The 12,704-nt window shown below is 46.5% G+C and carries 11 protein-coding genes; 1 reads left to right on the top strand and 10 read right to left on the bottom strand.

Annotated features, from left to right (window positions below; all coding sequences use genetic code 11):
* Positions 1 to 80 precede the first annotated feature (80 nt).
* The 5 genes from ABEW34_RS24840 to ABEW34_RS24820 all read right to left on the bottom strand — a co-directional run bounded on the left by ABEW34_RS24840 (position 81) and on the right by ABEW34_RS24820 (position 7,159).
* A complete protein-coding gene (locus tag ABEW34_RS24840; protein ID WP_430162332.1) occupies positions 81 to 1,001 on the bottom strand; it encodes a carbohydrate ABC transporter permease in 921 nt (306 codons plus the stop codon).
* 15 nt (positions 1,002 to 1,016) lie between these two features.
* Positions 1,017 to 1,976, bottom strand: a complete 960-nt coding sequence (locus ABEW34_RS24835; RefSeq protein ID WP_430162523.1) for an ABC transporter permease — start codon at positions 1,974 to 1,976, stop codon at positions 1,017 to 1,019.
* Positions 1,977 to 2,025: 49 nt separating this feature from the next.
* On the bottom strand, positions 2,026 to 3,732 hold the full coding sequence (locus tag ABEW34_RS24830; RefSeq protein ID WP_430162330.1) for an ABC transporter substrate-binding protein: 1,707 nt from the start codon (positions 3,730 to 3,732) through the stop codon (positions 2,026 to 2,028).
* Positions 3,733 to 3,856: 124 nt separating this feature from the next.
* Positions 3,857 to 5,587, bottom strand: a complete 1,731-nt coding sequence (locus ABEW34_RS24825) for a sensor histidine kinase (RefSeq protein ID WP_430162328.1) — start codon at positions 5,585 to 5,587, stop codon at positions 3,857 to 3,859.
* Between the two features lie 3 nt (positions 5,588 to 5,590).
* Positions 5,591 to 7,159, bottom strand: coding sequence for a response regulator (locus ABEW34_RS24820; RefSeq protein WP_430162326.1), 1,569 nt, complete (start codon positions 7,157 to 7,159; stop codon positions 5,591 to 5,593).
* Between the two features lie 494 nt (positions 7,160 to 7,653).
* On the opposite strand from ABEW34_RS24820, the gene ABEW34_RS24815 reads away from it, so the two are divergent.
* Entirely contained in the window at positions 7,654 to 8,607 is a 954-nt protein-coding gene (locus tag ABEW34_RS24815) for an HD-GYP domain-containing protein (RefSeq protein ID WP_430162324.1), read from the top strand.
* Positions 8,608 to 8,685: 78 nt separating this feature from the next.
* Here ABEW34_RS24815 and ABEW34_RS24810 read toward each other — a convergent pair whose 3' ends face one another.
* The 5 genes from ABEW34_RS24810 to ABEW34_RS24790 all read right to left on the bottom strand — a co-directional run bounded on the left by ABEW34_RS24810 (position 8,686) and on the right by ABEW34_RS24790 (position 12,696).
* Positions 8,686 to 9,351: an oxidoreductase gene (locus ABEW34_RS24810; protein WP_430162322.1), complete on the bottom strand. Its 666-nt coding sequence runs from the start codon at positions 9,349 to 9,351 to the stop codon at positions 8,686 to 8,688.
* 38 nt (positions 9,352 to 9,389) lie between these two features.
* Positions 9,390 to 9,815 (bottom strand): arsenate reductase (thioredoxin), encoded by a 426-nt coding sequence (gene arsC, locus ABEW34_RS24805; RefSeq protein WP_430162320.1) that lies wholly within the window; start codon positions 9,813 to 9,815, stop codon positions 9,390 to 9,392.
* Positions 9,812 to 11,233 carry an arsenic transporter gene (locus ABEW34_RS24800; RefSeq protein ID WP_430162318.1) on the bottom strand — a complete coding sequence of 474 codons (1,422 nt, stop codon included), beginning with the start codon at positions 11,231 to 11,233 and terminating at the stop codon, positions 9,812 to 9,814. The genes arsC and ABEW34_RS24800 overlap by 4 nt, the downstream gene beginning before the upstream one ends.
* Positions 11,230 to 11,562, bottom strand: a complete 333-nt coding sequence (locus ABEW34_RS24795) for an ArsR/SmtB family transcription factor (protein WP_430162316.1) — start codon at positions 11,560 to 11,562, stop codon at positions 11,230 to 11,232. Before ABEW34_RS24795 ends, ABEW34_RS24800 begins: the two co-directional genes overlap by 4 nt.
* Before the next feature lie 207 nt (positions 11,563 to 11,769).
* Positions 11,770 to 12,696 carry a carbohydrate ABC transporter permease gene (locus tag ABEW34_RS24790; RefSeq protein WP_430162314.1) on the bottom strand — a complete coding sequence of 309 codons (927 nt, stop codon included), beginning with the start codon at positions 12,694 to 12,696 and terminating at the stop codon, positions 11,770 to 11,772.
* Positions 12,697 to 12,704: the final 8 nt, after the last annotated feature.

Here is a 12,704-nt window from a genome sequence, read left to right as displayed (position 1 = left end):
CTGTTTAAACAACCGCCTGACCACCTCCCTTCTTATTTATCCCTTTGGCTTTCACTCCAGGCAGCCGTTATCCGTACTCTTTAACCCTTAACGCCACCGAGGGTCATCCCTTGGATAAAATATTTCTGCAGGAACGGATACACCATCAGAATCGGGACGCTGGCAATGATCGTCATCGTAGCCCGGATCGAAGTCGGCGTCACCATCGTTCCGCTGTCGCCCGCAGCCTGATAAATATCCCCGGCCGTAGCCGTGGCTGCCGTTGTGGATGTTTGCAAAATTTTCATCAGTTCGTATTGCAGCGTGCTTAGCTTGATAGTGGAGGAATTGTACAGAAACACATCAAACCAGGAGTTCCATTGCCCTACCGCTACAAACAGGGATACGGTTGCAATGACTGGAACAGTCAACGGCAATACGACGCGGATGAAAGTAATGAACTCCCCTGCACCATCAATCCGTGCCGATTCAAGAATGCCTTCCGGCAGACCTTCAATGAAAGAGCGGATGACGATCATATTGAACACCCCAATCACGCCCGGCACAATATAAACCCAAAAGGAGTTAATCAGGCCCAAATCTCGAATAAGCAAATAACCAGGAATCAGGCCTCCGCTGAAATACATCGTAAACACGAAAAACATCGTGACAAACTTGCGCAGTACAAACCCCTGTCGACTGACCGTATAGGAAAGCATCGCCGTGCAAAATACGGCCACCGCGGTTCCAATTACGGTACGCAGCGCCGAAATGAGCGTAGCGTGATACACGTCGGATTCTCCGAAAATATACTCGTAATTATCCAGCGTCCATTCCCGTGGCCACAAATAAATCCCGCCCCTGATGGCGTCGTTGGCATCATTGAAGGAAACGGCAACCATATTGACAAACGGGTAAATCGTGACAATCATCAGCCCTATCATAAATAGAACGTTGCAGCTATCGAACACTCGGTCCCCTAGGCTGGAAGTACGTAAACGGGACGATTTCCCTTTTTGCATGGCGTTGTTCCCCTTTTAAAATAATCTGCTTTCCCCCATTTTTTTGGCAATAAAGTTAGCGGAGAAAAGGAAGGTGAAGCTGACTACCGTTTTGAATATGCCGGCCGCCGTTCCTAAGGAAAAGTTGCCTGTCCCCAAACCATACTTCAGCACGAATATGTCGAGATTCTCCGAATAAATCATGTTCATCCCGTTGCCCAGCAAATATTGGGGCTCAAATCCAGCTTCAAGAATATTGCCCATGTTCATAATTAGCAGAATAATGATTACCGGCTTCATTCCGGGAAGCGTAATGCTAACCATGCGCTGGAGCCTGCTGGCTCCATCTATCTCAGCCGCTTCATATTGGGAAGGGTCAATTGCGCTAATGGCGGCTAAATAAATAATCGTGCTCCAGCCTACCTCTTTCCAAACCTCAGTCGCTCCAAGAATTCCCCAGAAATATTCCCCCTTGCCCATCCACAGCACCGGGCTATCAATGAGCTGGAGCTTCATCATGAGCAAATTAATGATGCCATCCGGAGATAAAACCGTCAGTACAATGCTTGACGCTACTACCCAAGAAATGAAGTGCGGCAAATAGCTGACGGTCTGAACGAACCGTTTAAAAATGATGTTTTTCAGTTCATTAAGCAACAGCGCCAACGTAATCGCCGTAACGAAGCCCAGCACTAATTTGATGGAGCTCATGACCAGGGTATTGCGCAGCACACGATAGAAGGTGCTGTCTGCGAATAAGAGGTTGAAGTGCTGCCAGCCTACCCATTTCTGTTCCCCGAAGGATTTTGCCGGCTTGAAGTTTTGAAAGGCCATGGTCCAGCCCCAAAGCGGTAAATATTTGAAAATAAATGCCCAGATGACAAACGGAATACACATAAAAACCAGCGTTTTTTGCTGAATAAGGCGAGAATAAAACAGCTTGATTTTATTTAAGCCTGATCTATCGACGTCTAGCGCCGTATCTACAGAATCCATCAGTTTCCCCACTTGATATGACTCCTTCCAACTCCTTGCTCAGTTCGACTCACCATTTGCCTGCAACACGATCTTTTACAATCTTGGTAATCGTATTTTCATAGGTGTTCTTGCCCAGCTTGCTCAGCTCGCTGATATACTCCTCCCACAGCTTGTTGAAATTGGACGGTGCCTCCATAATAAGAGCAGGCAAATATCTTCTTTGCAGGTCATCGGACTTCATGGTGAAAATTTGCTCCGGAGAACCTTGCTCCAGTGCGATGGACCATGCCGGAAACCAAGGACGTGCTTCGGGCTTCATAAACATCTCGCTGAACGTCCCGACGCCATAAGCGTTCAGAATCGTCTTATCGCCTTCGGTATAAGAAGCATAGGCTACCTCAGGCTGATTGCCTGGGCTGAAGGCATTGCCGTCTGATAGTGTGGACTCCCCGCCGTAACGCGGCCAGTCTGAGCCGAAATAGGTGAAGCCAAATGTACGACTGAGCTCAAGATCATCATGGTATTTGCGCTGCTCATCGCTTGCGTAATAGAAGCGGCCATTGTCATCTACACTGTAGGTTTGGTCCTTGATCCCCCACTGTACGAGAATTTGATTCTCTTCCTTCAGCAAATGATCAAAGTATTTAATGATGCGAATCGGATCTTTGGCTTTGATGGAAATGCCGACCGCGTAGTTGGCAACAAAGCCTGGCGGGTCCACATACTGATCTTTAATGCCTTTATCGAATACAATCGGGAGCGGAGCATAACGCTTCTCGTCAATGCCAGCCGCCAACAGGTTTTTGGAAGCATCCCCCACCTGCCAAGCATAGTTAAAGTAGCCAAGTACACGTCCTGAGGTCAGCTTGGCCAAATATTGATCCTTGTTCATCGTGAAAGATTCCGGATCAAACAATTTTTCCGCGTTCATTTCGTTCAGCTTCTGAATCCATCTTTTCTGATAGTCGGTTCCGGCCACAACCTTGGCCTCATGGGTTTCCATATCGACGATGACACTGCCGTCATTAGGATAACCCGCAAGATGCATCGCGGGATTTTGCAGCGTAAAGAAGTTATTGGCGACACCCGCCAGAGACACGAATCCTATCGTATCCGCGCCATCGATTGTCGGATGCTTCTCCCTGTATTGCTTGATAAGATCAAAATATTCATCCAACGTGGTGATCTTCGGATAGTCGAACTCCTTCAGCACCGAGCGCTGGATCCAGAAGGCTCCACCGCCAATATTGGGACCGCCGATATACTCGCCCTGATTGGCGGTATACGGCAAGGTATAAATGCTCCCGTCCTCCTGTCGCATCTTATCGAAGTAGGGTCCGTACACGCGTTTGATGTTGGGCCCGTACTCCTCAATCAGATCGTCGAGGGGGATGTAAGCTCCAGCGTCCATCAGCTTCGACATTTCGCCACTAGAGCTGATCACATCAGGATAATCACCGCTGGCAATCATGACTCCGGCTTTGGTTGCGCTGTCGCCCACGACGTATTCCAGCTTCCAGTCGACACCCGTTTGTTTCTGCAATTCTTTTCCGATGACCGTTTCACTCGCCAGAGTGTCCTTCTTGCCTGTCGAAAAATGATAGTAGGAGAAAGTTACGGGCGGGTTCTCCTCTCCGCTTGCTGCGGAAGCATCGAATGAGGACTTGCTATTAGAGGTGCTGTTAGGCGTACCCGTATCCGCCTGGCTGCACCCTCCGAAAGTCGCCGCTAATAAAATAATCATTCCAGCGATTACTGCCTTGCTTTTGTACATTTCAACTAAATCCCCTTCCATCCATAACTTGTAAGCCTTTTCAATATACCAAGAAAGCGCTTTCTTGATTACCCTACAAACCATACCTTTTTCTTTGAAAAGCATACCCATTGTTTCCCAGCTATTATGACTCCCCAGTTTCCAGCGGCAGAACAATTTCTATATGCGTTCCCGTCCCTTCACTGGCGTGAATGGAGAAGTCAAAACGATTCTGGTAGCACAGCTTTAGACGGTAATAGGCATTTTTCATGCCAACTCGCTCGCCTATATCGTCATTTTCCTCCAAATAATGAAACAGCTCATCCAGCTTGGCCTGAGACATGCCGATACCATTATCATCCAATGTAATATAAAGCTTATCCTCCCGCTCGGTGACAGAGATCGTAATCATTCCTTTGTCGGGACTCGATTCGATTCCATGGATGCTGGCATTCTCCACAAAAGGCAAAATAACCATCTTGGGAATTCGGCGGGTAAGCGCTGACGGGTCTGCTACAATGCTGTAGTCCAGCTTCCCGCCAAAGCGATATTGCTGAATTTCCAGAAAGCTGCTTATCAGCTCCAATTCCTCACGCACCAGCACATGCTTCCGACTCCAAGAGATAGACTGGCGGAACATTTGAGCCATATGATGAATGATTTTTGCCGTTTCCCGCTCCCCCTTGATGACGCTCCTCATGCGGACGGATTCCAGGGCGTTAAACAGGAAGTGGGGATTGATCTGACTGTGCAAGGCATGAAGCTGCGCCTGCTGCTGCTTCAGCTCCAAATCCTTCTTTTGGATATCTGCAATATACACCTCATTAATCAAATTATTGATCGTTCCCATCATTCGGTTGAATTCCACCGTCAGCTGGCCGATTTCATCTCTCGCCTCTTCGTGAGGAATGGTCTGAAACGTTTGCGTCTTCACCTTCTTCATATGCATTAGAATCTGCACCAGCCGTACATGCAAAGACCTCGACATCACAGCGATAATGATGGAGGGCAGCACAAAATTAATGCATGCGAGCCAAATGACAATGAACCGCGAATCGCGGACCTCTTTAAGGAAGACTCCCTCGTTCATCACGCCTTGGAGCGTCCACCCCTCCAAATAATTAATCCCCTCGAAAGAGGCCTTGAATAAATGCGAATTTTTAGGAAGCGCGATGTCCTCGAAACGGACATTTGCCTGCTGCCATTCTCCTACCCGTTCATTGCTAAAGCACACCCGTCCCTCAGGGTCAACCAAATAAACCTTGCCACCAAAGGCACTGCTTCCTAATTTTTGGGCGAGCAAGTCCATGTTCAAATCAATTTTCACCAGTTGCTCAATACCGCCGGTGTGGTAGTTATTTAACTGTTGAATGAGGCTGAGCTTCTTGTCCGCATAAACAAAAGCCGGATAAAGTGCAGAAGAGGACTTAGACTGGATATACCAGTCGGACTGCCGAACCGCTTCGTTCAGGCGATCGATGTAGCCCGAGGACAAAACGGTAGGATTATCTGTATAAACCTGATACCAGCGGACACCCTGCACGTTTTGATCGGAAAACGCCCCGCTCAGATAAGATTGATAAGTCTCAATGTAATCCAACTGACTGGAAAAGTGCCTTGCAACTGTTTTGTTAAAGAGGGGATCGGCATATAGGGAATAGGACAAACCTACGCCTTGGTCAACCGTTACGCGCAGGTCGTTTTTGAGATTATTTAAGGCCATGTCGGCATCACGGGTTTTTTGGCTGCGAATATTGACTGTAGTCACGTTGTAGAAGACCACATTAGTGACAACGATAGGGATGAATACGGACAGTATGTACATGAGCAGCAGCTTGTCGCGCAGTTTCATGTAGTTCAAATTGAATTTAAACATAATTCAGCCTCCCAGCTCTTTGGTGTTCAGTATGTTCCGGTATTCGGTCGGCGACAGCTTCTCTCGCTTCTCGAACTGGGCGACAAAATAATCCGCATTCTGAAAGCCGACTCTGGCGGCGATTTCGTACATGCGCAGGTCAGTCTGTCGAAGCAGCTTCTTGGCTTCCTTTACCCGCAGCTCCAGCAAATATTCATTGAAATAAACCCCATAGCTTTTGCGAAAAAGCCGGCCCAGATACAAGGCATTCATATAAAACATGGCCGCGATGCATTTGAGACTGATATTTTCGCTATAATGCGCGTCAATATAGTTTTTGATCTGCTTGATGCTTCCCTTGGACCACTCCTGACGCAGCAGCGCAATGTAGTCCTCCGCTTCCGCAAGCGCCAGCATAAAATGCTCCTCCAGCAGCTGTAGGCTCCAATTGCCATGCTCCCGCTCGGCCAGCTCCTTTAACCGCCGAGCCTCCTTCTCGCTGCCGTCCATTTCCTTAATAACAGCTATAATTCCGGTGATGCATCGGGAAAGAGACCCCGTTACAGCTTGCGGGGTGAAGCGCTGCTCACGAAACAATCGGAACATGTCCTCCGCCGTTTGACGATACGCATCCCTGCTGCCCTCCTCCAGCTGCAAAACCAGCTTATTTGCAACGTCTGGATTAATATCAAAAACATACAGAGGCAGATCTTTAATTTTAGCGAACCAAATCACACCGCGTTCAGCATATTTATGCCGGGCCGCTTCGCTAGCCTCCAGATAGGAATGGCGAAGCTCGGCAACATGATCGACGGAATTGCCCACATACATGCCGATGTCTAGGCTCAGGCGATGGGAAAAGGCTAAGCGCAGCCTTTCCAATGCGGGTCCAATCCCCCCCTCCCTCTTATGCATCCGGTCCACGTTTAACAGCAGCCCAAACTTGCCCGGCTGCACCTCGATGACGGGAATATCTCCTTCTCTAGCCTCAATAGCATGCAGCGCTTCCTGAAACATCTTAATGTCTGGCAGCTGTTCCTGCGGAGCGGCATAAATGTCGACCAACACATACATCATATTTGCACCTTCCGGCATGCCTAGCATCGCGGAATATGGCTCTGCCTCCTTTCTGTCCAAAGCTCCCTGCATCAGCGCTTCTAGGATGGGGCTGCCTTGCTGTTTGTCTCCGGCCAGCAATGCCTTCTTTTTCTCTATAATGCTGTAGGTCAGCTTTCGTAAAGCCGCCGTCATTTCCTCTTCGTCAATAGGCTTCATAATATAGTCGTGCACCCCGTAGCGCAGAGCCTGCTGAGCATATTTAAAGTCACTATAGCCGCTGATTATGATGAAAACCGGGTCAAGCCGGGGATGCTCCTTCACACTTCGAATCAGATCAAGCCCATCCACGAGCGGCATGCGTATGTCCGTAATGACTAAATCCGGCTCCAGCTCCTTAATCATTTCCAGCGCTTCCTTGCCATTGTTCGCCTCCCCGACTACCGTGAACTTCATTTCTTCCCATGGGATTAGCTCCATCAGCCCTTTCCGAACAAACACCTCATCGTCTGCCAGCAATATTTTGAGCATCTCCATTTTCCCTTCCTTCATTAAAATAAAAGCTCTAGCGATCACTTACCTCATTCAATAATGTAAGCGCTGTCATAATTATAAAAGGACAATAAACCCCCTAAGTAATCTTTGCGAATTAACGCTGATTGGGGAGTTGCTATGAGAGCAGCGAGAAATCTCCTCGATTGAGAAAAGCACCTCTTGGCGCGTCTCTACTATATAATCAATTAGCTTGCCGACGAAATGAATGCGGCTACCGTGCCCAATTTCATACTCATGTTAACACATTTACATATTTTATCCAATTAAAAAGATTAAATGCTAAGTAGACCTGGAAACTTATATATTTCCCGCCTTATTCAAAGAGTCTCGATTTATAGATAGATATATAGATGAGCAGAGTTTATACAGCACTAGTAATTCCATATGGAGGTTGAGCATTCGAATGTGATATAATTTTATAAAGCCAGATACATTATTTAGAAAAGAATTGAATGATTGCAGAGGTCCTCAGTCCTATGAAAAATTACATCGCTCATCAAGCGGAAACCTTTATTCTTAGCAAATATACAAGCCGCTTCTTATTCGGAATCGCATTTCTTGCTGTTATTGCGGCCGACATTTATTTCGAAAATTACATATTGTTTCAGTTTGGTTATTTAATGCTCAGCTTACTGGTAGGCCTTTCTTTCTGGAAGGAAGCCTGGATTCGCAGCATGCTCGTCGTTCTTATCGTTTTCTTTCGAGTTTATTTGGAGAAGCAGCCGATATTTCTCATTCATGATGAATTCCTCCTGAGAGTCTTCACTTTAGTCGTTACGTATTTCTTAACCTCCTCTTCGATTTCGTTTATGATTTTGTATTACAATAGACAGAAGCAAAATATGCTTCAGCTCACCTTTACATTAGCTAAAGCCTTGGATTCTAGAGATCATTATACGGCCGACCACTCGGATAACGTGGCTTATTACTCGAGGAAAATCGCCGAAGAAATGAATCTGTCCAAGCTAGCGTGCGAACGCATTTATATTGGCGGCATCCTTCATGACATTGGGAAAATCGGCGTGCCTGAGCATATTCTCCTCAAACCATCCCGATTAACGGACGGAGAGTTTGAAATTATTAAGGAGCATCCTAATACGGGCTATGAGATGCTAAGTCATATCTCCCATCTTAAACGGTCCGGCATTCTGGATATGATTCTTCATCATCATGAAAGATTTGACGGACGCGGCTACCCGAGCCGTATTGGACATACCGAAATTCCAATAGCAGCTAGAATTATGGCTGTTGCAGATACGTTCGATGCCATGACCTCCAAGAGGGTATATAGAGGAGAGCTCGATGTTGAGTTTGCGGTAGAGGAAATTCGAAAAAATGCAGGGACACAATTTGATCCCGACGTAGTCAAAGCCTTTATGAACATCTGGCAGCGTGAAGGACCTCAATTATTATCCAAGTATTCTGCTTAGTCAACTATAGAGCAGCCTTGGAATAAAGAAACAGCTGCAGCCCCGGACCTGAAAATAACGTCCTGGACCGCAGCTGTTTTATTTTTCCTGCTTTAGCTTTACGATATGCTCATTCTCATGAATATGAATGCCTGACTGATTGCTTTTCGCTGCAAAAATCATCGTTTTGGCAACCGCACTGGCCTGCACAGGCGCATATTTTCTGAGCGGTCCCGAAAACAATGGGGAAAATAGGCCTGACAATGCTGCGGCGATTCGTTCCCCAAACCGAAACTCCTCTCGCTCGCCAAGCAGCAGCGAAGGACGGAGTATATGCAACGCCGGAAGCTCAAGGCTCCGCAGCGCTTCTTCGACTTCCCCCTTCACACGACTATAGAAGGTACGCGATGATGGATTGGCCCCGATTGCAGATACAAGCAATAGCTGCCTCGCTCCTTGCCTGCTCGCCAATTGTCCGAGCGATAGCGGATATTGATAATCTACTTTTCGAAATGCATCCTGGCTCCCTGCCTTCTTGATTGTCGTACCGAGTGTGCAAAACACATCTGCACCGTCCATCTGTACACCCGCTTGCTGCAGTTGCTCGAAGTCGATGATTTGCTCCACGAGCTTGGGATGCTCCATGCCTGTTGGCCTCCGAACAAGAATCGTTACGGCCTTGTATGCAGCATCGTTAAGCAACAATTGAACCAGCTCCTTGCCAATTAAGCCTGTGGCGCCCGCCACTACAGCTGTTCTGTTCATTTGGCTGCCTCCTTTTTTTTCAAGATGGATCAAACGGACTACTTGCCTTCTTGTACGAATTGTTCAATGCGATGCTTAATTGAATCGCGAACCCTGCGGAACTGAACGATGATCTCTTCCTCTGTTCCTGTTGCTTTTGCCGGATCATCAAAGCCCCAGTGCCATTTGGTCACATTCGGATTAGAAACGACAGGGCAATGCTCGGCTGCATGTCCACAAAGAGTAATCACATAATCTGCACGATTTAAAATTTCAGGGTCAATGACATCGGACGTATGGCTGCTCATATCGACACCCGCTTCTTTCATTACTTGAACGGCACGAGGATTTAAGCCATGAGCTTCAAGCCCCGCGCTTTTCACTTCATAGTTATCCCCGCCAAGCGCTTTCAAAAAACCATCGGCGATTTGGCTTCTGCAAGAGTTCCCTGTGCACAAAAAATAAATAAGTGGCTTGTTTTTCATTTTCTTATCCCCTTTTTCATTATAGGCGACTTCCTTTTTTTACCCAGCCATTTCACCATGATCACTGTAAGCAACACGAGGACGGCTGCTACCAAAACAGTGGAAATCCAAACGTTAAGGTTTACGGTGTAGATGAAATATAGCCATGCAGACAACCCCGCAAGCGTCATAAATAGGGTCGGTACCGTTAATAAAACACCGATCTTAAAATAGTACCCCCAGCTAATCTTCACCTCTTTGCGCGAAAGCACATGAAGCCATAGAAGCGTGGCGAGTGAACCAATCGGGGTAATCTTCGGTCCTAAATCAGAGCCAATCACATTAGCGTAAATCAATGCTTCACGGAGCATCCCTTCCGTTTGGGTTCCCTTTATAGCTAACGCGTCAATCATGACCGTCGGCATATTATTCATCAAGGAAGACAATATCGCGGCAATAAAGCCCATTCCCACCGTGGCGACAAACATTCCCTCATCCGCAACCGTTTGAATCACATTTCCAAGGGCATCCGTCAGCCCTGCATTTCGCAAGCCGTATACGACAATATACATGCCCAAGGAGAAAATGACGATCGTCCATGGAGCTTCCTTAACAAGCTTTACCGTATGGATAACTGGACTTTTACGGGCTGCAATAAGAAATCCAATAGCCGCCATACCTGCTACAATTGAAACCGGAATGGAGAAAAATTCGCTGCCGAAATACGCCAGCAGTAATACAGCTAAAATGATCCAGGAAAGCTTGAATAGTCTCTTATCCTTGATGGCATCGGCTGGCTTCTTTAATGGAGCCAGCTCGTAATTGATCGGTATGCTGTTTCTAAACATCAGGTAGAGCACAATTAAGCTTGCCATAATGGAGAAGGAACCCGGAATGATCATACGGCTGGCATACTCAGCAAACCCGATTCCAAAATAATCGGCAGATACAATATTAACTAAATTACTCACAACTAAAGGCAAAGAAGCCGTGTCTGCAATAAACCCGCTCGCCATTATAAAAGGCAAAATCATTTTATGTTCAAATTTCAACGCCCTCACCATGGAAAGCACGATCGGAGTCATAATTAATGCGGCACCATCGTTTGCAAATAATGCAGCGACCGCAGCTCCAAGCAAAATGATATACACAAACATTAGCTTGCCATTCCCTTTGGCGAGACGGGCCATATGCAGCGCTGCCCATTCAAAAAGACCAATTTCGTCTAAAATCAGGGAAATTAAAATGATCGCTACAAAGGCAAGGGTCGCATTCCATACAAGCGCTGCAACAGCCCCAACATCAGCGAAGCTCACCACTCCCATGAGAAGCGCGAGCACCGCTCCAGCCGTTGCCGACCAGCCAATGCTTAGCCCCTTCGGCTGCCAAATGACAAATACAAGGGTGAGCAGAAAAATGACAACGGCAATGACAGTCATGTTTCCCCCTGAATGCCGCAGCCGTTATTTTTCAAGCCTGCTAATTGTGCTTTCATGGAAGGCAAATATTCATAAACACATTGTACATAAGCTTCTGCCTCCGGGTTTAAAGAATAATAGACCCACTGTCCTTTTTTCTTCTCACTCAGCAGCCCTGCTGCTTTCAGCTTTCGAAGATGCTGGCTGGCATTCGGCTGAGACATCCCAATCATTTCGGTTATATCACAGACACAAAGCTCTCGCTCTCTTAACAAAGCCAATATCGTTAACCTCGTTTTATCTGCTAACAATTTATAGGCTTCCGCCATCTGTCTAATTTTTTGATCCATATGCGGCACCTCCTGATAAATCTGGTTATCTGATTCCCTTTTCATAAGCATATAATTAACCACTTATATAATCAACAACGAATATACTAAGCTTTTGTAAAGTCAGCGTTTCTTTTATATAGCTTCTCTGCCAGAAAAAAAAGAACAGCCAAGTAAAATCAGGCCTGGATGCCTGATTTTACTTGGCTTGCAGTCTAAAGATTTCCGTTATCCCTTCACACCGCCGACAGTCATCCCTTGCACGAAATACTTTTGCAGAAATGGATACACAATAATAATCGGCAGACTGGCAACAATCGTCATCGTTGCTCGAATGGAAGTCGGTGTTACCATCGTTACATTGCCCTGTGCATTGGCAAAGGCATCAGCTGCTGTTCCGCCCGAGCTGGTAGTCGTGCTTGATGTTGAGAGTACCTTCATCAGCTCGTATTGCAGTGTGCTCAAATTAAGATTGGAAGAGTTATATAGAAAAACATCAAACCAGGAGTTCCATTGATAAACCGCTACAAATAGTGAAACCGTCGCGAGAGCTGGCACGGTGAGAGGCAGAACGATTCGCATAAACGTCGTAAAGTCCCCAGCACCATCTATTCTTGCCGACTCCATAATTCCTTCGGGCAAGCCTTCTATAAAGGAACGAATGACAATCATGTTAAACACACCGATAATCCCGGGAATAATATAGACCCAAAAGGTGTTCAGCAAGTCCAGTTCCTTCGTCAGCAAGTAGTTCGGAATTAAGCCTCCGCTAAAATACATCGTAAAAATAAAAACGATGGTCACAAACTTTTTGAAAACATATTCAGGACGACTAATGGTGTAGGCCAGCATCGCTGTGCAAAATACAGAGACTGCCGTCCCTACGATCGTGCGGGCTATAGAAATAAAGGTTGCATGAAAAATAGCGGACTCATTGAAGATGTATTCATAATTACGCAGCGTCCATTCACGAGGCCAAATATAGATGCTCCCACGAATGGAATCATTGGCATCATTAAAGGAGAGAGCAAACATATTCAAAAAAGGATACAGCGTTACAACGATCAGCAATAGCATAAAAATGATATTGCACACATCGAATATTTTATCCGGGGAAGAGAAATATGCTTTACGCGTTGATTTGGCCTGACTCATAATGTTTG

The organism is Paenibacillus algorifonticola, from assembly GCF_050481745.1.
GTDB lineage: Bacteria > Bacillota > Bacilli > Paenibacillales > Paenibacillaceae > Pristimantibacillus > Pristimantibacillus algorifonticola_A.
Note: the sequence above shows the minus strand (reverse complement) of the source record. Positions and strands in the feature narration are given on the sequence as shown.